The organism is Mesorhizobium sp. RCAM 05104 (genome assembly GCF_059683645.1).
Genome location: NZ_CM185033.1, coordinates 2374860 through 2395077 on the forward strand (window position 1 = coordinate 2374860; position 20218 = coordinate 2395077).

Below are 20218 nucleotides of genomic sequence, written 5' to 3' on the forward strand. Positions count from 1 at the left end.
GCCGGCGTTCGTGCCGGCCTGCTAGCGCCTTCGGTGTCCCCACGGCCCAACCATCGGGGTATGACATGACCATCTCTCAGCAGATTCCTGTAGCAACGCTCGGTATGCCGCGTATCGGTCGCAGGCGAGAACTGAAATTCGCGCTTGAAAGCTACTGGTCCGGAAAATCTTCCGCTGCCGACCTTCTGACGACGGCGAAGGCCCTCCGTGCCGCCAGTTGGAGGGAGCAGCAAGATCGCGGCGTATCAAAAATCCCGTCGAACGACTTCTCACTCTACGACCATGTGCTCGACACCGCGGCCATGGTCGGTGCCGTGCCATCCCGCTACGGTTGGAAGGGCGGCGAGGTCCCACTCGACATCTACTTCGCGATGGCGCGCGGCAAGCAAGGTGAGACCGCGGGTTGTGGACATGCCGGCCACGAGCATGCGGCTCAGGGGCACCGCTTAACCGCATTGGAAATGACCAAATGGTTCGACACTAACTATCATTTCATGGTGCCGGAGCTGACCGAACAGACCTTCGCCCTCTTGTCTGCGAAACCGGTCGACCACTTCCTCGAAGCCAAAGCCCTCGATATTCACACACGCCCAGTCATCCTTGGACCGGTCACCTTCCTCAAGCTGGCAAAAACACCTGCCGAAGGTTTCAATCCGATAGCGCTCCTGCCGCGGCTGCTGCCTGTATACGAGCAACTCCTGCGCAGGCTAAAGCTCTCGGGAGCCGACTGGGTGCAGATTGATGAGCCAGCGCTTGTGCTCGATCTTAACCCGAACGAACGAGCTGCGTTCGAGTTCGCCTACGGCCAGCTGTCGAAAGCCGCGCCCGAGTTGAAGGTCATGCTGGCTACCTATTTCGGACCGCTGGGAGACAACCTCGAGACCGCGATTTCTCTGCCCGTGGCGGGCCTGCATCTCGATCTCGTGCGCGCTCCCGAGCAGTTGGAGACGGTTGGTCGGCTCACACCGAAGGATCTGGTGCTCTCGCTTGGCTTGATCGACGGCCGCAACGTCTGGCGCGCGAACCTGCCTGCGATTCTCGACCGCATCAAGCCGATCGTCGCAGGCTGGCCCCTGGACCGTGTCGAGATCGCGCCTTCCTGCTCGATGCTTCATGTGCCGATCGACCTGCGGATGGAGACCGCGCTCGATGTGGACGTCAGATCCTGGCTGGCATTCGCGGCCCAGAAGATCGATGAGCTGGTCGTGCTGGCCCAGGCCTTGTCGGAAGGCAGGGAGGCCGCAGCAGGCGCATTGAAAGCTTCTGCCGAGGCGGCCGCCGCGCGCGCAACGTCCACAAAGGTCCATAATCCGCTCGTTGAGGGGCGGATCATCAGCATCGACGCCATGAAGCAACGAAAGAGCGCATTTGCCCAGCATTCCAGAGTCCAGGCTGGCACGCTCGGCCTGCCGCCATTCCCAACGACGACCATCGGGTCCTTCCCGCAGACGCCGGAGGTGCGCAAGGCGCGCTCCGCTCATGCGAAGGCGAGCTGAGCTATGTCGATTACGAGACCTTCCTGAAGAAGGAGACCGAGGCTGCTATTCGTTGGCAGGAGGAGATCGGCCTGGACGTGCTGGTGCACGGTGAGTTCGAACGAAACGACATGGTGCAGCATTTCGGCGAGCAACTGTCCGGCCTCGCCTTCACCCAGCATGGCTGGGTGCAAAGCTATGGCTCCCGCTACGCACGCCCTCCCATCATCTTCGGCGACGTATCGCGGCCCAATCCGATGACGGTGCGCTGGTGGCAATTTGCCCAGTCGCTGACGGAAAAGCCGGTGAAGGGAATGCTCACAGGCCCAGTGACCATTCTTAACTGGTCTTTTGTTCGCGACGACGTACCTCGCTCCGAAGCCTGCCGCCAGATCGCGCTCGCCATGCGCGATGAGGTGACAGACCTCGAACGAGCCGGTGCAAGGATGATCCAGATCGACGAGGCCGCTTTTCGCGAAGGCCTGCCACTGCGCAAGTCCGACTGGAAAGTCTACCTCGACTGGGCCGTCGAATGCTTCCGGCTCGCTTCAACGGGTGTAAAGGACGCGACCCAAATCCATACTCACATGTGCTATTCGGAATTCAACGAGATCATCGACGCGATCACCGAAATGGACGCGGATGTAATTTCGATTGAGACGTCGCGCTCGAAAATGGAACTGCTGGACGCCTTCACGAGCTCCAAATATCCGAACGAAATCGGTCCCGGAGTCTACGACCTTCACTCACCACGTGTCCCGGAAGTCGCGGAGATTTCGGACCTCGTCACGCTTGCCCGCGAGCGACTGTCCGACGGCCAGTTGTGGATAAATCCGGACTGTGGCCTCAAAACACGCAAATGGGAGGAGGTCCGCCCTGCCCTCATGAACATGGTCGCTGCAGCCCGGGCGCTTCGGGAGAAAGTGCCGGCCGGGAGGCCTTCCTGAGTCCTAACCATGTGGTGATTTACCGGCTGCCGCGTGTCGGCCGTTAAATGCCCAACCGATTACTTTACTGGAAATAGTCATTCGAGGAAAAACGGGTGGGCGGCACGCTGCGCTTGTCAAACATATGGCAGCCGGGTTCAATTGGAAGATCTCGGTTGGTTCGAACGCCGGAGCGGATGGAGCTTTGATCCCGGACGCCGCGCGGACGGCCGGTGGATCCCAGAAATCCCGGCGCCTGGCGACTATCACCGAACTTTGACCGATCGCGGGTGCGAAGCCACATTGGTATGTGAGCGCCTGAATGGAGTGTCATGCCACGCCCGAAACGCGTGCAGATCTCCCCGTCCGAAAAACTGCACCAGAGGACTGCAACCCGCTGCTTTCCTCTTGAAACTGTCATCGCCCTGACAACACATTCTGCAATTGTCGGAGGGTGTCGATGAGGCGCCGCGTCACGCAAACTAGTTGTTCAGCAGATCGGGAGGACCGAATGAACTCTGAGGCCTTCAGCAACCCCCTTTTCGTGAAGCGTGCACCGTACATCGTGCAAGAGATCGCCAGCCTTGCGGACGCTATCGATTTCCTCAATGAGTGGCCGGGACGCAGAGATCTGATCCACGAAGCCGCCCTCAGAGCGTGCTACGATGCATATGATGGGCGAAAACCGGTAAGTACAGCGCGCAATGCCTTTTTCGGCTTTGCGAAACGGGCCGCCATATTGGAAGATGCAACCTCCGCGATGCAGTGGCTCGCTGCCGGCAAGTCGGGCAGTGGAAAAGTGTAGGCGTCGGCGAAATGTATGAGGCGGGCGCGGGGCAGCACGCTGAGGAGGGCGCTGTTCGAGATTTCGCTATTCGAGATTTTCAGAGTTCGCCGAAAGCAAAACTCACCGCAACAGGGCAGATTTCACGCAATCCCGACCATGAACCAAACACTGCACATCGGTCGTTGGTGGCAAAATCGGGCTGTTTGAAAGGGGATCGACGGTTTAGACTCGCTCTGCCGCCGTGCTGGGCGCGTGCTCCGAAGATTGTGGCTGCCATCTCGACCTGCGTGTCATCATGGAAACTGTCGCTTGGACAACGGCTGATCGAGATGGCAAGAGCTACAGCATTTAACTGCTCCCCTCCTCAGGGTTTGACGGACCGACGAGCCAGCTCCGGCATTGATCCATCATCATGGTGCATATGGATCGTCGCGAGTGCCGATGTTGACGTTCCGTGCCGCAATTTACTTTGATATTGAGATGTCCTGATCTACTAACCCATGGCAGCGGCGGAAGCCCATTATGAGCTGCCGATGATCTTTCTCAGCACTCGGTTTTCATCGGTGTGAGAATCGACCACTTGCCTTGATGCCGAGGGATCGCCACATTTTTTTCGCGGCCTGCGCTACTGATGGGCACATCCTTCAGAACCTCTACGGTGCACGCCGCCGTCTGCACCATTGGTTTTTCCGAGCAAAGAACCCTCCCGTCCATGGTCGTCTGACCTCGGCAAGGAACACCTGAGCGGAGGTCTCGTATTCCACCATGCGATCGGATTCCGCACTTGCTGAAGACTGCGAGTTCGGACGAGAATTTTCGACTTATTTCACCGAATAATCGAAGCCATTGCCGCGGCTTGCAAGTCTCCGCGCGTGGTGCACCTGCCGTTGACTTTCATCTGCTGCGCGCTTCGCCCTGCGGACAGGATACAGCGAAGCCTCCACGGCCGCGAAAATCTCGCGACGGCGGCTCGATTCCGGGGCCGGACCGCCATTTTGCGGATGTGATCCGTGGTGCCTGGCCTGGATCACGCCATCCAACTCCTGACCGCATCATCATTACCATCGCCCTCCTCCAGCCCGGCCGAGCCTCCCGATCGCCGGATCGATGATGATGATCCCCTTGGAGAATAGTCTCTTTTGAAAAGTGTGACGGTCTGCGCCGTCCTACCGTGTTTCAGCCTTTGCGTTGGCCTCCTGCGCTTCCTGCCGCACACACGGCGAAGCGCTGTCATTCTACCGTGTAACACCCACTGGAAATACGACAGGCGGACCACAATAATCACGTCTGAGCTAAAAATTTTTCGGGCAAACCTCGAAAAAGGAAACGACAGCTCTTGGTCTTCAAGACGCCGCTTGAACTTGGTTGGGGAAAGGTCACCAGTCTGGCCGTTCCGAAACTTAGTTACCTTTCTTTGACCCGGCATCGTCGCCGAGAGATCAACGGGCGTGTTGTAGAGCGCGACATTTCGTCGGGTCGTGGTCGAGTAGCTCAGCCATTCGGCTTTCGCCCTCACAGATCCGCGCGGGCGAATTTCCGGCAGTCGGCTCTTTCCGAGGGTGACCCGCGTCATATGTTCCGCGCCGACGAGCTGACTGCGCGGCAAGGATTGAGAGCGACGAAGCTTCGCTAACGCTTACATTTCTCCGGTATTTCGGCGATGCATTCCTCGAGACGCTCCAGGCGGAATTTCGCATTGCGAAGTTCATGTCCGGCTTCGTTCGATGGCGCCCGATTGGTGTGGTCACCACGAGGTCGCGCTCCAGTTCGGCTATGCGCGCGCGCACCTGCCGAGCCTCGTCCTGACGCGACGCCTTGATCCATCCACGCCGCGCATCCGCCTTCCTGCCAACCGCCCCGAAACCATGCGGGGCATGCGACCAAGACCGTAATTTCCGGCAAGCCGAAACGCTCTAAATTTAACATCCGCTAATGTAAGTCTAGTCGCATCGGCATGGCCGTGGGCGTTCGGCTTGACGCGCGCATCGACAACCGCAAATCGGTGATGCGTTTGGCGGCAAGCCATGCACGCTGGACGCCGAGAAGGTGGTAGAAATCACTGGCCACCCTGTTAGCGGCGTTTACCGCTGCGCGCCTACGATCGAGCGGTGTCGGCGCCCGGCGAAGCCAATGCAGCGGGTAAGGGCGCCCAATGGTGCGACACTGCCAAGATGCCGAACCTGGGGCGGATGCAATAGTCGACTGACAGCGATGTGCGGCATAGTCAAAGCGCAGTGACAGGCCGTTAAGCGCCGGGCAGTGCGCCTTTCGCTGACATCTCGAAGACATCGAGCAGGATGGCCAGCCCGACGCCGCACGCGGTCAGGATGACGCCGGCCATGAAGATGCGGTTGGCGCGTTCATAGATGGGTCGGCGCAGCGAACTCATGTCGAGCAGTATGGACAGCGCCCGCATCTGCAACGCGATACCGACCAGGATCGGCACAATGGCGAACAGGTCGTACAGCCGCCATGGCATGGGATTCGCCGCCCAATGCGTGACGAAGCCAAGCGAAAAGGCGAGCAGGATGCCCACAACGGTGATTGTGCCGTTGCGGAAAATTGTCTCGATCAGCTCTTCCTTCGGATCGTGCTCGTCCAGCGTCCCTCTCCTCCCTATCCGTGGCAGGCTTTGCACAGTTTGCGACTAAGCTCTCGGAAAAACCCTCTACATCGCCGCCAATTAGTCAAGAGACCTTCGGAGATCGGGCAAAGCGAACCGGTGGCTGCGCGGGGAATTAGCGGAACTGGACGGTCAAACGCCGTTGACTTTGGCATAGTCTGAGACCGGCGATCGGGGCCATGTGCCCTATCGCCCCATATGGGCGTTTCTCGTTGTAGGTATCTGCGCCAATCCTCAACTTTTGGAACCTTTGGCCTGTCTCGCGCCAGATACTAGCATGATGCCGTCGCAACGGGCTGGCGGCGGAAGCATTGTCTGCACTATGGGATCACGCAAGGCATTGCCTTCTCAAGGAGGTTGCGATCATCTCTTCCCAGTGATGGTCGCAATCATTCGTTGTCGCCGTTTCGGCGGGTAAGATGGGCAAGACCACCTCCGGTACCTTTCCGGTCAGCGAGTTGAGGAAGGCAACGAGCAGGTCGACTTCTTCTGCCTTCAATTCTTCGCCCGAGCCGGGTGGCGCCGATAATGGCCACGGCCTGTTTCAGATCCCAAACCTTGCCCGAATGAAAGTACGGCGCGGTGAGTGCTACGTTGCGCAGCGGCGCCGCGCGGAAAACATAGGAATCGTCAGCTGTATTGGTGACCGCAAAGCGGCCCTTGTCCTTTTTCGGCAGGACCTCGCGCTGGGCTTTTCCACAAGGCCGAATTGGTAAAAGTCCTGCCCGCCAACGTTGATACCGGCATGGCAGGACGAGCACCCTTCTCCATGAAAAGAGGCAGGCCCTGTTTCTGTTCGGAAGTCATGGCTGCATCATCGCCATTGAGGAAGGCATCGAAGGGGGCCGGCGTGACCAACGTCGCCTCAAAGGCTTCAACTGCCTTGGCCAAGTTGTCGAAGGTGACGCGATCGGCCTCACCCGGGAATGGTGGGATGCGGCTATAGACCTCGATGCTGGACGAGCATCGCAATAATCCTGTCGAGACATTTGTTGCTTTCAGCGGCAGCCGCCACTATGAAGCGACGCTTCGCCGACTACGTTTCAAGCCGACCGGAGAGTTTCATGACAGAAGAAGCCGACAAGAACATCGACACCCTCATCGAGCTCACCGCCGATGTCGTCTCAGCCTATGTCTCCAACAATCCGGTTCCGGTGGGGGATCTCCCTGCTCTGATCGGCCAAGTGCACGCAGCTTTGAAAGGCACGACCGGAAGCGTCTCCGCAGCAGAGCCTGAGGCTCTCAAGCCTGCGGTCCCGATCAAGAAGTCGGTGACACCGGACTACATCATCTCACTTGAGGACGGGAAGAAATTCAAATCGCTAAAGCGCCATCTGTCGACCCACTATGGGCTGACGCCGGATGAGTATCGCGCCAAATGGGGCCTGTCGGCGGATTATCCCATGGTCGCCCCGAACTACGCAGCGGCGCGCTCGGCCTTGGCCAAGACGATGGGGCTCGGCCGCAAACCGAAGGAGCCGGAAACGCCGGTGCCGGCGAAGCGGACTCGCAAGAAGGTCGCGGCTTAATCTCGGCAACCGAGATTCGCTGCTGCCATTGGCATGATCTGCGCGGAATATGAAAGGCGGGGGAGCAACCCCCGCCTTACCTTTGCAGACAGCCTTCGCGACCGCTTGCAGCAATCTGCTGCTCCGGCCTTCCGGTCGGGTTAGCCCATCCGGGACGTACCGCGTGCTTCCGGCTCTCGCGGGACGCGGCCTGAAAATCAGCCAGCTTTGCTGAGACTGCCAGCGGATGACTTGCCAGTGCGGCGGTCCTGTTCGATCTCATAGTTGATCTTCTGACCTTCATTGAGGGTAGAAAGGCCCGCGCGCTCGACAGCGGAGATGTGGACGAAAACATCCTGCCCCCCATTGTCGGGCTGGATAAATCCAAATCCCTTGGAGCTGTTGAACCACTTCACCGTTCCGGTCGCCATATGGGTATTCCTTTGTAACAATTGCAGCGTGGGCAGGCCATAAGGCCAGTCCGCTTCATAGCCGAGACTATAGGCAAAGCAAAAACGAAAAATTGCACGGCCCCGGCTCGATCTGCTGATAGTGGCTCGCGCCACGGGTCAACGGCCGGGTGGTTCACGTCGCCACCTTGGTGCATGACCCTGGCGAGGGCTTGAAGGAGTTCGGAATTGGATTGTTTCGAAAGGATCGAGGCGTTAGTCGATGCGGCCAGCGCGGATGCGATCGATAGGGCGCGCGTTTTGCTGGATCAGTTCGACGATAAGTCACAAACAATCGCCCAGGCGATCGACGACTTCCTGCTTGATTTAATGACCCTGGTGTTTGTTATAGAAAGCACCCAAGAGATGTTCCATTATCCAGCGCGGCGGTTGGCACATCTGAAATTGACCAGGATCAGGCTGTTGTTGGCATCATAGCGTTGAGCTTGGAGCCGGTCCCGGTTAGAAACATCGATCTGTTAGTCGGCTAACCAGCGCGTAAAACTACCTGCATGGCGCGTGCAAGATGCCGTCGCCTCCTCAGCCAGCCTCTTCGCCACCTCTACTGCGAAGAGTCCGGCGGCCACCTCCCCTTTCCTACGACCCAGGCTCCTGACTCCTCTGCTCGTTCAGCGTCGACCCTGGCCTGCCTGTCGATGACAGCGATCTGCGGCGACAAGCATCATCCCCATTCCAACGCTCTCCGTGCCGCAGCGAATTCGAGGCACATCATATCTCCTGCGCGGCCGCGTGCTCGATCGTCTCCCGGACGCGCGTTTCGGATAACCGCGCATGTACCGTGCCAAATCAGAAAACCGTTGGAGGCGATGTGGTCGATCGGCCTTTGCTATGTTGCGTATCCGACATTGTCGGACATCGGACCTGGCCGAATGCGAAGCACTTGCGGCTTGGGACCTCACCAAGAAATACAGCCGCGGGCCTCCCAGACCCATCCGAAGATGACACTCGAGCCAGGCCTGGCAACACGAAGACGGTTGCTCACCCGGCTCGGCGTTGCGCGACGATCCGGCCTTTCGCGCAAGAGGAGACGGGGACGAAGCGCCTTCAAAATGAGGAACAAATCACTTGGCCTCAAACCTTGTCTGTCGACCGGCCACCACAACGGGGGCCATCGATCGAACTTCGGTTTCACTGGCTGCGGAGGCATTCATTGCCACCGCATTGGTTCTCTCGGCGACCGCTCCGGTTCTGGCCGCTAAAGATGATGATAAAGTCACGGATTTCCTGCTCGACAACGGCATGGAGGTGGTCGTCATCCCCGATCACCGTGCGCCGATCGTCACCCATATGGTGTGGTACAAGATCGGCAGCGCCGACGAGCCGCCGGGCAAATCTGGCCTTGCCCATTTTGTCGAGCATCTGATGTTCAAGGCAGCGATTTTCAACCATGCAGCCGGCGAGTTCGACCGCGCCGTCTCCGCCATCGGCGGCTCGCACAACGCCTTCACCTCCTATGACTACACCGCCTTCCATGAGACGGTGGCGCCGTCGGCATTGGAGCAGATGATGAGCTTCGAGGCCGATCGCATGGAGAATATCTTCTTCACCGACGACGTCATCAAGACCGAGCGCGACGTGGTCCTGGAGGAACGCCGCTGGCGCATCCACAACAATCCGCAAGCCGTGCTGGACGAGGAAGTCGACGCCACGCTCTGGCAGAACCAGTCCTACCGGATCCCGGTTATCGGCTGGATGCAGGAGATCGAGCAGTTGAACTGGGACGACGCGACCGCGTTTTATGACAAATACTACCGGCCCAACAACGCCGTGCTGATCGTGACCGGCGATGTCGAGCCGGAAACGGTGAAGGCGCTGGCCAGAAAGACGTACGGAAAGGTTGCAGCTGGTCCTGGTTTAGACCGCATCCGCCCGGTCGAGCCGGAGAAGAACACCAAGCGTACCGTGACGCTGACCGATGTGCGCGTTTCGGTACCCCGCTTTTCCACGCCATGGGTGGTGCCGTCCTATCATACGGCCGAATCTGGCGAGGCCGAGGCGCTGGACCTCCTGGCCGATATCCTCGGCGGCGGGAACCGCAGCCGGCTCTACCAGCAGCTGTTGGTGAAGCAGGGCATTGCTGCCGAGGCCGATGCCGATTTCGAGGGCACTATGCTGGATGCCACCAGCTTCACCATCTACGCCTCGCCGCGCGGCGATGCCAAGCTCGCCGATCTGGAAGCCGCGGCTAATGCCGAGATCGCCCGCATCGTCAAGGACGGTGTGACCGATGACGAGCTGAACAAGGCCAAGGACCGCCGTATCCGATCGGTGATCCTCGCCCGCGACAACCCGGCCGGCACGGGCCACATATATGGCTCAACGCTTGCCACCGGCGGCAGCGTAAAGGATGTCGCGGAATGGCCGGACCGTATTCGCAAGGTCACCGCCGATCAGGTGAAGGCCGTAGCCGCCCGCTATCTCGTGCCCGACAATTCGACCACCGGCTATCTCTTGCCAGAGACGGAGAATTGATGTGATGACGAACCAACATCGCCGCGCTTTTGCACACGCCTTGGCTTCTCCCCCTCTTCTGGAAGAAGGACGGGCCGCGTGCCGCGCTAACCCGCTGACTATCCTTCTCCTCACCGTCCTTTTCCTCATCCCGCCGGCGCTCACCGCCAATGCGGCGATGAACATCCAAGAGGTGAAATCTCACAAGGGCATCACCGCCTGGCTGGTGGAGGACCATACGGTGCCGATCATCTCGGTCCGCTTCGTCTTCAAGGGCGGCACCACCCAGGACCCCGTCGGCAAGGAGGGGCTCGTTTATCTTATGACCGGCCTGTTCGACGAGGGTGCCGGCGATCTCGACAGCGAGGCCTTTCATGTGAAGCTCGACGATGCCGGTGCCGAGATGAGCTTCGACGCGCAACTTGACGGCATCCATGGCTCGATGCGCATACTTTCGGGACAACAGGACGCTGCTTTCGATCTGCTCAGGCTCGCAATCAACAGGCCGCGCTTCGACCAGGAGCCGGTCGACCGCATCCGTGCCCAACTCCTCTCCGGCATCATCGCCAATGAGCGCGACCCCGAAGCGATCGCTCAGCGCAAATGGCTGCGCGCGATCTACGGCACGCATCCCTATTCGAGGCCGGACGACGGCACCAAAGTGAGCCTCGCCGGCATCACGCCGGCCGATCTCGGCGCCTTCCACAACGCTATTTTCGCTCGCGACGGGCTCCATGTTGCCGTGGTCGGCGACATTGACGCGACGAGGCTGAGTGAAAAGCTCGACCAGCTATTCGGCGATTTGCAAGAGAAGCAGACGCTCTCCCCCCTTGCCGATGTCGCCGCAAAACTCGCACAGCAGGTGGAGGTGAACTACGAGCTTCCGCAGACCTCGCTGCGATTGGCTTTTCCTGGCGTCGGACGCAGCGAGCCGGATTTCTTCGCCGCGCTGCTGATGAACGATATCCTCGGCGGCTCGCCCTTCACGTCGCGCCTGTGGGAGGAGGTGCGGGAAAAGCGCGGCCTTGCCTATGGCCTCGGCTCTTATCTGACCGGTTACGAGCATTCTCATGAGCTGCTGCTTACGACGGCGACAAGCTCGGACCGCGTCGTCGAGACACTGAACATCGTGCTCCAGGTGGCACAGCAGGGGCCTACTGGGGCCGAACTCGAGGCGAGCAAGAAACATCTGATCGGCGCCTATGCCATCAACTATCTGGATTCCTCCAGCTCGATTGCAGCCGCGCTCGTCGGATTGCAGCTCGACAATCTCGGCATCGACTACATCCAGCGCCGCGCCGCTCTCATCGATCAGGTGACGCTCGAAGAGGTTAAGGCAGCGGCGAAGAAGCTGCTTTCCGCCGATCCCGCCATTATGGTGATCGGGCCGCCGCTGGCGGGCAAAGGATGAGTACAGGACCCGGTTCATCGCCCTTCTCCCTTGTGAGCCTTTTTCATGGGGAGAGTCCGGCTGGTGAGCAACAGGCCCTTTTTAACGGACCCCAGACCGCTGACAAACCCCGTCGATTTTCGGCGGGGCTTTTCTTATGGGGGGTTGGCGGGTCAGAATTTTCGGGTGTCGACAGCGTTTGTCAGCGGGGTGCCTGCCTCATGCGAGGCCGGGCTTTGGCGTTTGGCTGAGTGCCAGGGCCCCATGCGGTCAGCCGGTTGGTGTCGATGCGCTCCTTCGCATATCGGACCAGACGTGGCGAATGATGGTGCTGGGCCTTGGCAATTTTCGGCTAGTGAGAACCGCGAGCCATCTTCCGGAGAACTCAAAGTAGCCTCCTTTTCCTGTTTGGGGACGGTGGCCTACCAGCTGTCTGGCCGAGGCCCTATAAGGAACCAGGACGTCGCGGAATACACAAGCACACTGCTGACAATATACGCACTGCATCAAGGAGGAATCCGGTATTGCCCCTGTGCCTCCCGATGATCCGGCACCTGAGTTCCCCGGACCTGTTTGGGCCCATTGATCGCCTGCCGGCGCTTGGCACGCGGCTCAGCGAGCGCACGTTCGAGGTCCTCAACCCGTCGACTGGCGAAGTGCTGGCAGAGCTTCCTGAAATGGGCGTGGAGGAGACGCGCGCTGCGATCGACAAGGCCTATGTCGCGCAGCCTGCATGGGCGGCTTTGACCGCGCGTGAGCGCAGCGATGTTCTGTGGCGATGGCATCAGTTGATCATCGACCACGCCGACGATCTCGCCGCGATTCTCACCGCTGAGATGGGCAAGCCGCTTGCGGAAGCCAAGTCGGAGATATCGCATGCTGCGGCGTATCTTCAATGGTACGCCGAAGAGGCCAATCGCATTTATGGCGAGACGATCTCCGCACCATCGACGGACCGTCGAATGCTGGTGATCAAGCAGCCGATCGGCGTCGTCGGCACGATCACACCATGGAATTTCCCGGCTTCCATGGTGGCGCGCAAGATCTCGCCGGCCTTGGCGGCGGGCTGCACGATCATCCTCAAGCCCGCTGAACAGACGCCGCTCGTGGCGGGCGCAATGTTCGCCCTTGCGCACCAGGCTGGCTTTCCCGAAGGCGTCGTCAACCTGATCTATGCGTCCGAAGCCGATGCGGTCGGTCACGAACTCTGCACCAATCCCAAGGTCCGAAAGATCAGCTTCACTGGCTCAACCGAGGTTGGCCGGCTGCTGATGCGCCAGTGCTCGGACCAGATCAAGAAGGTCAGCCTCGAGCTGGGCGGCAATGCACCTTTTATCGTCTTCGATGACGCCGATGTCGACGCCGCGGTTGACGGTGCGATCCAGGCGAAGTTCCGCAATGCTGGCCAGACCTGCGTTTCGGCGAACCGCCTTTACGTCCAATCGAGTGTTCACGATGAGTTCGTTGAGAAATTCGTGGAGAAAGTCTGGCACTTATCGGTTGGCGACGGCTTCACTCTGGGAGCGGAAATCGGACCACTGATCGACGGGCATGCTTTGGCCAAGATCGAATCCCATATCACCGATGCCGTCTCCAAAGGCGGCACAATTCGATGCGGGGGCAAACGCATCGGCACGAAGGGAACATTTTTCCAACCGACGGTCCTCACTGAAATCTCCAGCGAAATGACAGTGGCGCAGGAGGAGACATTTGGGCCCTTGGCTCCGATCATTCGTTTCGAAGATGCGGATCAGGTCGTGCGTGAGGCCAACGACACGATTTATGGCCTCGCCGCCTATTTTTATGCGTCAAACCTGAAGCGTGTCTGGCGTGTAGCCGAGGCCTTGGAGTATGGAATGGTGGGCATCAACACCGGACGCATGTCCTCGGAAGCGGCACCCTTCGGCGGGATGAAGCAGTCCGGCATCGGGCGGGAGGGTTCCCGCCATGGCCTGGAGGATTACCTCGAAATGAAATACCTTTGCATAGGCGGGATCTAAGGCGTCTGTTGGCGCGGTTCGCAGATCCGACAATCGCGCGATCTCTAACGACCGGCATCGGAAGATCGCTGCTCGATGGGTCCGGCCAAGGGCACTATTTCCCATCCGATATCCCTTGAAACCCAAGGAATGCAAGGCCTTCCGTTTTCCCCGGGTACACTTTCGGGTACACCAAACTCGGCCAGTGAACGGCTTGTCCATGGATGGAGATTGTACCTCGCCGTCTTTTTTTGCAAAATCTAATGTAAGCACGTTTCGTGAACGAGAAAGTGGACTATAATTCGGCTAGCCGGCGTGAACAGACCACGTAGCCCGCAGTCGCTCATGACGGCGATGTTTTGCGATGCCATAATCGCATCGTCGGACAAAAGCTTCTAGACGACGAGTGGCGCGCCCACAGCCTTGAGGTTTCTCCGGCGCCGCTTAATGCCATCCAAATCCTCCTCAAGAGGCTTGGAGATTGCCTTCTTCATGTTCCAATCGCCGCAACCCTCTTCAGCCGGACATTGCCGCCGGCTAACCTCAACTTCTGAACGCCAGGGGCACATACACGCTGAAACCGGATGCCCGGCAGGAGCCTGAGCTCGCTGCCGGGCCGGGTACGCCTTGGGAGGTGGCGTAACTCAGCGGTTTTTCGGGGCCATGAGACGACTTCTCAGTCCGAACGCCTTTTGCCGAAAGCCTTGCATGTACCGTGCCAAGGAAAAAAGCATTTAAAAACAACTGATGGATCATCCGATTCTGCTATGTTGTGTATCCGACATTGTCGGGTACCGCCGGACGTAGCTGAATGGTGCATGAATTAGCCCCCCGCGGGTTCTGACCGCTATTCCCGAGACGACGCTGGGCAACCGGGATCTGCTGCATGCCAGGCACGACGTTATCGATCGCGACGGCTCTCAGCATCGAGTGCGACGTCTAGTTCGTCCGAGCTGTCGGTCGATGCGGGGACAGCGCCCAGAGCATCAAACTTTCCCTCCTCATTATTGCGCGTCTGGCTGCGATCGCGGATCCAGCAAGGGCGCGGTAGGCTGGATCATCGAAGGCCTCCTTCCCCGCCATTGGAGGCGAAACTTCACACTATGGCAGCCTGTGCAGTTGCACAGGGGAAGCCGACTATCGGTGAACCGAAAAAAACGAACCGCGAGACGCGCAATGGCCTGTTGGTGGTGCTCACGTCGGCTTCTCTGCGGAAGTATCGAGATGGAGCGCGGGCGCGCTCCGCTTGCCCCTTGAATGCAGCCAATTTTCAGGCAGACCTGCTCCTCCCTGCCTATTATTGCGAGCACACATTCGCAGCAGCGTCAGTGACATACCGTCCACATTGCTAGTCTGACCGAGATACTGCACCGAGCCGGACCGCCCGGTTTCCTGAACCCTCGCACCTTGATGGGCCGCCTGCAGGCCAAGTTCTCATAGGAACCAGGCGTTTGCGTCCGTTCGAACGCAGCTTGCTGACACGATGGATAGACCTCAAATACGTCAAGCGGACGGTGAAGCCTGGAATGCTGGCAGAGCTTGCACAACCGTCATTCGGCCGACCCGTGCCCCCATCCCCTTCACCTCGGGTCTCCGATTCCTTTCGCCGACGGTGTGTAGATTTAGACGCGTAGCCGATCTTTGTCGCTCAGATCGTCGTCAACTCATGGGTATCTGCTGATCGAAGCCGGAGAAGCGTGTTGGAGCGAAGATGTTGCGATGTTGCGTCCCAACCAAGTTCGCTGTGAGCTTCACTGCTTGAGTTTCGTACGGTGTTACCGAGCCCGTACCGAAAAGGTCGATCCGGTGGTTACGGGTGCAGTCATTGTCGGATCTTCGACGATGTCGGACATGAGACACAGCGCTGTCAGAGTGATCGCATTGTTCTGAAACGATTTTCCTAGTTGGCACGACACATGCAGTTCCTGTCCGCAAGCGCTACGCCGCACCAACTGAGAAGAACTCATCCCATGCTCACGCTTTTCGATCATGCGGTCGCCGCCGCAAACACTGAGCTTACCCGAGCCGACGGAAGCCTTTGCGCTTTCATTCTTCAGGTTGTCCGGAAATGACCGCATTCGATTTCCGTCCAACTCTGAATGCTCCCGACGATGACCCCTATCTTTGGCTTGAAGATATAGAAGGCGAACGGGCACTTGACTGGACCGCCAGCCAGTCGGCCAGGACCCTGGGGAACTTCGGTGGAACGCAGTTCGAGCGCGACCGCGCGGCTCTGACAACGATTTTCGACCGTCCCGACAGGATTCCCCTGATCACGCGCCGCGGTCAGTACCTCTACAATTTCTGGCAAGATGCCCGTAACCCGCGCGGCCTGTGGCGCCGGACCACCCTTGCCTCCTACGCAAAGGCGCATCCCCAATGGGAGGTACTGCTCGATCTGGACGCCCGCGCCGTTAAAGATGGAGAGGATTGGGTCTGGGGCGGCGCGTCGATCGAGCCGGAGAGACGGGAGAGAGCCGTTCTGCGCCTGTCGCGCGGCGGCAGCGATGCGGTCGTGCATCGCGAATTCGATCTGGGGTCTCTGAGCTTTGTCGGCGACGGCTTCAATCTCCCCGAGGCCAAGGGCGGCATTGAATGGCTCGACCCCGACACGCTTCTGCTTTCCAGTGCGCTTGGCGATGGCATGGCCACCCGCTCCGGCTACGCGCGCACCGTACGGCTGTGGAAGCGTGGCGCGGATCCGCTCACCGCGCCGGTAATCTTCGAGACTGGCTCCGAATCCCTCAGCGTGTCTGGTCATCTGGACCGCACCACCGAGAGCGAGCGCATTTGGTTCATCGAGAAGCCGGCCTTCTTCGAAGTGATAGGTCATATCGGCGACAGGAGCGGGCCGAAGATTGAGATCGACCTTCCTCAGGACGCCCGGTGGAATGGCTTCGGCGACTGGCTGGCGGTAAAGCCACGCAAGCCCTGGACTGTGGGAGGGACGACCCATGCCGCCGACGCGCTGATCGGCATCTCGCTGTCCTCCTTCATCGCCGGCGAGCGCAGTTTTAGCACCCTCTTTGAGCCAGGCGACAGGCGCTCCCTGCAGTCATTCTTCTGGAATGATGGAAAGGTCATCACCTCCTACCTCGTCAACCTTGTTCCGCGTTTCGAGATGTTCACCCCCGGCCCGCAGGAATGGACGCGCCGAGCGCTGGACACAGTACCAAAAGGGACTGTTCACCTGTGGTCGCTCGATGCGAGAGATCACGAGACGAATGGAGAGGTCCTCATTTCGGCTCAGGATCCGATCACGCCGCCGCAGCTTCTCCTATTCGACCTCAATGCCGCGCCGCCTCTCGGCGCTCCAGTTATTCTGAAGCGCAACCCGGAGAATTTCGACGCATCCGGGCTGGTGGTCACGCGTCACGAGGCAGTCTCGACCGATGGTGAGATGATCCCCTATACGCAGGTCGGCCCGGCGAACGGGAACGGGGATGCCCCGGTTCACCTCACCGCCTACGGCGGGTTCGGCATATCGCTCCTGCCCCACTACAACTCCTCGATCGGCAAGCTGTGGCTCGAACGAGGCGGCACCTGCGTGGTCGCGAATATCCGGGGCGGCGGCGAGTTCGGCATCCGTTGGCACGACGCCGGGCGCAGACAGGGCAAGCGCCTCACCCATGACGATTTCGCCGCCGTTGCCGCCGACCTTGTGCGCAGGGGCATTGCGCGGCCGGAGCGGATTGCCGCCGAGGGCGGCTCAAATGGCGGCCTCCTGATCGCCAATATGCTTACCCGCTACCCTGAGCGTTTCGGCGCGCTGTTCTGCACAGTTCCGCTTATCGACATGCGCCGCTACACCAAGCTTTTGGGCGCAGCCGGGATTGACGAATATGGCGATCCCGACAAGCCGCAGGATTGGGCTTTCATCAAGGAATTCTCCGCCTATCACGCGGCGACGCCGGGACAGCCCTATCCGCCGATCCTGCTCGCCACCACGAAGCGGGACGACCGCGTCCACCCGGGCCACGCGCGTAAGATGGCCGCAAAGCTGCAGGCACTTGGCTATCCCGCTTACTTCTACGAGCTCAGCGCGGGCGGGCACAGCTACGGCAAGGACAATCGCGAGCGGGCCGCATTCATCGCCCTGGGCAACAACTTCCTTCGCAGTGCGATCGGCTGGCACGCCGATTGCGTTCGATAGGTAGGCGCAACCCATGCAGAGGCAACGTTTCAAATAAAGTGAGCACTGGTCGATGATTGCGGGAAACACCAAAATAATGTCGGCACACTATCATGCACAATGCGTATTATCCGCCTTCAATATAAATCAATCCAAGGAGATTCGTAGTAGTGCAGCGCATAATTTCTGAAGGTAAAGGAGAGAATATCATGGCGAGAAAGCGAATGGCGGTGGCGCGGGGAGTAACAGCAGCGGTCGTCCTTATCGGGATGGGACAGCAGGCTGTCGCGGCGGACCTTGCGCAAGCCGTGAGCGTCCCGCAGGCAGGAGTCTCGGTCACGGAAGCGCCAAGCCCTTGGCAGATCCGCCTGCGTGGGTTGGGGGTCATCACCAAGGATTCGGGCTACGTCAATGCGGTGCCCGGCTCCGATCTTTCCTATTCGGACACCGTGATCCCGGAACTCGATATCACCTATTTCTTCACGGACAACATCGCCGCCGAACTCATACTCGGCACCACCTATGCGAACATCGACGGCCAAGGAACGATCGGCGGGTTGGGCAACATCGGCAAGGTTTGGCTGCTGCCGCCCACGCTCACATTGCAGTATCATTTTACCGATTTCGGCGCCTTCAAGCCCTATGTCGGTGCCGGCGTAAACTACACGATCTTCTATAACCAGGATGTCGGCAGTGCCGATGCTCTCAATGTCAAGAACACGTTCGGCGCCGCGCTGCAGGTCGGGTTCGACTACATGGTGGATCGGCACTGGGGCGTCAACTTCGACGTGAAGAAGCTCTTCCTGAAGCCAGACTTCGACGTCACTGTGGACGGCGCGAAGCTGACGGGGAAGGCCGCACTCGATCCCTGGTTGATAGGCGCAGGTGTCACCTACCGCTTCTGATAGCGAAAGGCGAAGGCGGCTTGCTGATAGCCGATCTGAAATGAAGGGCGCCTCGTGCGCCCTTTTTACGGTCGTCCCTGCACGGGCGACACTTGAAGAAGCCGTTGTCGAGAGGGCGGCCGCCCTCTTCCGGCGGACCAAGAAGGGGACCCTTGGTCAACGCGGCCTTGACTAACGCCTGAAATGGAAGTGCTTTGATGCGCTTTGGATCAGGATGGCTTTTGGTATTGTTGATGGAATGCTGCAGCCAGACCCTTTGCCGGCATCGGTCTCCCGGACGTCATTTCTGAGCTTATGCGCCTGCGTACGGCGAGCACGGAGCTCCTCGACGCCGACAACATGCCTTGTTCAGCCATGCTGCGACAGCTGGCTGTTGTTTTGCTGCAGTAGCGGTGGCTGGCGCCTCGGAAGCATTCCTCGGCAGCCCAAGGCCGGCCTTTGCGCTCCCCCATGGCTTGACCCATGGCACGGTGCCGCGCTCCAGCTCGGCAATGATGCGGTCGGTGATCTCCTGATAGAGGCTGGCGCCCGCGCGCTCGCCCTTGGCTGCGCCAGCCTCTCCGCTGGCGGAACGCTTACTATTTGCGCGCATCGTTTCATCCTCCGCTTGCCAATCGCGCGCCTTTCCCCGGAAGCGGGGTGGGCGGCGAGTCGCGACCGGAAAGGCCCGCCGTCTAAGGCGGACCGCATCCGAAGGACCGGAACGAAGAGAAGGACCCGAAGCGAGAGCGAAGGGTTGCGGGATGCCGCGGCGGGTCTAGAAGGGAGGGCCGCCCACCTTGCGCCGCCGGGAAAGGCCCAACAGAGAAGAATGGCGCGGGTTAGACGACCCGCGCCAGGGGGCGAAGCCGAATGGCCGAGACCGCCTGCGCTTGCCGAAGAAAAGCGGGCTCGGTTCACGAGCAGCTGGCGCGCGCCGTGAGGCGCGCGGGCGCCCGCTACGTCCGCAGGCTGGACAGAATCTCGCACGGATCAGCGTCAAGCACCGCAGTTACGTCGAGAAACTCAATGATATCGAGACGCTGCTCTCCACCCTCGTACTTGGCCACGAAGGATTGCGGCCGACCAAGCTTCTCAGCCACCTGCGCCTGGGTCAGGCCTTTGGCCTTGCGCAGCGATATTAGCTGGGCCAGAAACCGCTGGTGGCGGGGCGATCGAAGAGATTTGGGCATGTAGCGAACCGGTCAGGTAAAGACCGGCTCAGCGACTAATCCCAGTTTCGGATTATCCCAGTTTGGGATATGCTGCATGGCTTCAGCGATCAACATGCGAGGTTCGCAGCAGACATGAATCGATCAACGGGAACAGATGGGACTCAAAGCTCAACGCTGCGCGACGAAGTCCCCTGGTCGGAAAGCCTCACGAGCTACGACAGGGAGCATTTCACCATTTACCTGCGGATCTTGGACGCCTGCGCCGACAATGCCAGCGTAGAAGAGATGGCCGATCTCATTCTTGGCATCGACCCGGCTCTTGAGCCGGTACGGGCTCGCAAGGTTTTTCGCAGTCATCTCGACCGTGCGAACTGGATGGTGACGACCGGCTACAAGGAAATTTTCGCCGGCTGACGCA

At 59.7% G+C, this 20218-nt stretch carries 12 protein-coding genes and 3 pseudogenes; 10 read left to right on the forward strand and 5 right to left on the reverse strand.

The features are described 5' to 3' along the window. Nucleotides 1-65: 65 nt before the first annotated feature. A pseudogene (metE, locus tag AC56QP_RS11820) lies at nt 66-2422 on the forward strand (5-methyltetrahydropteroyltriglutamate--homocysteine S-methyltransferase). A 490-nt stretch (nt 2423-2912) separates the two neighbouring features. Beyond that, nucleotides 2913-3206: a DUF982 domain-containing protein gene (locus AC56QP_RS11825; protein ID WP_489859585.1), complete on the forward strand. Its 294-nt coding sequence runs from the start codon at nt 2913-2915 to the stop codon at nt 3204-3206. A 2227-nt stretch (nt 3207-5433) separates the two neighbouring features. Here the strand turns inward: AC56QP_RS11825 and AC56QP_RS11830 are convergent. After that, nucleotides 5434-5790, reverse strand: a complete 357-nt coding sequence (locus AC56QP_RS11830; protein WP_111548147.1) for a hypothetical protein — start codon at nt 5788-5790, stop codon at nt 5434-5436. Nucleotides 5791-6139: 349 nt separating this feature from the next. After that, nucleotides 6140-6738 (reverse strand): annotated as a pseudogene (locus tag AC56QP_RS11835) (cytochrome-c peroxidase); the annotation flags it as partial. A gap of 137 nt (nt 6739-6875) precedes the next feature. On the opposite strand from AC56QP_RS11835, the gene AC56QP_RS11840 reads away from it, so the two are divergent. After that, nucleotides 6876-7340 (forward strand): Ros/MucR family transcriptional regulator, encoded by a 465-nt coding sequence (locus tag AC56QP_RS11840; RefSeq protein ID WP_258599975.1) that lies wholly within the window; start codon nt 6876-6878, stop codon nt 7338-7340. A gap of 197 nt (nt 7341-7537) precedes the next feature. Here AC56QP_RS11840 and AC56QP_RS11845 read toward each other — a convergent pair whose 3' ends face one another. After that, on the reverse strand, nt 7538-7750 hold the full coding sequence (locus AC56QP_RS11845) for a cold-shock protein (RefSeq protein ID WP_095495993.1): 213 nt from the start codon (nt 7748-7750) through the stop codon (nt 7538-7540). A gap of 207 nt (nt 7751-7957) precedes the next feature. Between AC56QP_RS11845 and AC56QP_RS11850 the strand changes: the two genes are divergently transcribed. From AC56QP_RS11850 to AC56QP_RS11875, 6 genes and pseudogenes are all read left to right on the forward strand, one after another. After that, nucleotides 7958-8206, forward strand: coding sequence for a hypothetical protein (locus tag AC56QP_RS11850; protein ID WP_258599974.1), 249 nt, complete (start codon nt 7958-7960; stop codon nt 8204-8206). Nucleotides 8207-8903: 697 nt separating this feature from the next. Then, a pseudogene (locus tag AC56QP_RS11855) lies at nt 8904-10261 on the forward strand (M16 family metallopeptidase). 4 nt (nt 10262-10265) lie between these two features. Further along, nucleotides 10266-11651: a M16 family metallopeptidase gene (locus AC56QP_RS11860; RefSeq protein ID WP_489859584.1), complete on the forward strand. Its 1386-nt coding sequence runs from the start codon at nt 10266-10268 to the stop codon at nt 11649-11651. 521 nt (nt 11652-12172) lie between these two features. Continuing rightward, complete coding sequence (locus AC56QP_RS11865; protein WP_489859583.1) at nt 12173-13630, forward strand: NAD-dependent succinate-semialdehyde dehydrogenase; 1458 nt, start codon at nt 12173-12175, stop codon at nt 13628-13630. 2047 nt (nt 13631-15677) lie between these two features. Next, complete coding sequence (locus AC56QP_RS11870) at nt 15678-17762, forward strand: prolyl oligopeptidase family serine peptidase (protein ID WP_489859582.1); 2085 nt, start codon at nt 15678-15680, stop codon at nt 17760-17762. Nucleotides 17763-17950: 188 nt separating this feature from the next. Continuing rightward, on the forward strand, nt 17951-18646 hold the full coding sequence (locus AC56QP_RS11875) for an OmpW/AlkL family protein (RefSeq protein WP_489863618.1): 696 nt from the start codon (nt 17951-17953) through the stop codon (nt 18644-18646). 292 nt (nt 18647-18938) lie between these two features. Here AC56QP_RS11875 and AC56QP_RS11880 read toward each other — a convergent pair whose 3' ends face one another. Continuing rightward, complete coding sequence (locus tag AC56QP_RS11880; protein WP_497109046.1) at nt 18939-19238, reverse strand: ArdC-like ssDNA-binding domain-containing protein; 300 nt, start codon at nt 19236-19238, stop codon at nt 18939-18941. 346 nt (nt 19239-19584) lie between these two features. Beyond that, nucleotides 19585-19818, reverse strand: coding sequence for a helix-turn-helix domain-containing protein (locus AC56QP_RS11885; protein WP_489859581.1), 234 nt, complete (start codon nt 19816-19818; stop codon nt 19585-19587). Nucleotides 19819-19932: 114 nt separating this feature from the next. Between AC56QP_RS11885 and AC56QP_RS11890 the strand changes: the two genes are divergently transcribed. Continuing rightward, complete coding sequence (locus AC56QP_RS11890; RefSeq protein ID WP_489859580.1) at nt 19933-20214, forward strand: hypothetical protein; 282 nt, start codon at nt 19933-19935, stop codon at nt 20212-20214. Nucleotides 20215-20218 lie beyond the last annotated feature (4 nt).

Bases quoted from the DNA above. Each gene is read 5' to 3' on its own strand.
- AC56QP_RS11885 (WP_489859581.1), bottom strand. From the start codon at position 19,818: ATGCCCAAATCTCTTCGATCGCCCCGCCACCAGCGGTTTCTGGCCCAG.
- AC56QP_RS11825 (WP_489859585.1), top strand. From the start codon at position 2,913: ATGAACTCTGAGGCCTTCAGCAACCCCCTTTTCGTGAAGCGTGCACCG.
- AC56QP_RS11870 (WP_489859582.1), top strand. From the start codon at position 15,678: ATGACCGCATTCGATTTCCGTCCAACTCTGAATGCTCCCGACGATGAC.
- AC56QP_RS11875 (WP_489863618.1), top strand. From the start codon at position 17,951: ATGGCGAGAAAGCGAATGGCGGTGGCGCGGGGAGTAACAGCAGCGGTC.
- AC56QP_RS11890 (WP_489859580.1), top strand. From the start codon at position 19,933: ATGAATCGATCAACGGGAACAGATGGGACTCAAAGCTCAACGCTGCGC.
- AC56QP_RS11840 (WP_258599975.1), top strand. From the start codon at position 6,876: ATGACAGAAGAAGCCGACAAGAACATCGACACCCTCATCGAGCTCACC.
- AC56QP_RS11845 (WP_095495993.1), bottom strand. From the start codon at position 7,750: ATGGCGACCGGAACGGTGAAGTGGTTCAACAGCTCCAAGGGATTTGGA.
- AC56QP_RS11865 (WP_489859583.1), top strand. From the start codon at position 12,173: ATGATCCGGCACCTGAGTTCCCCGGACCTGTTTGGGCCCATTGATCGC.
- AC56QP_RS11880 (WP_497109046.1), bottom strand. From the start codon at position 19,238: ATGCGCGCAAATAGTAAGCGTTCCGCCAGCGGAGAGGCTGGCGCAGCC.
- AC56QP_RS11860 (WP_489859584.1), top strand. From the start codon at position 10,266: ATGACGAACCAACATCGCCGCGCTTTTGCACACGCCTTGGCTTCTCCC.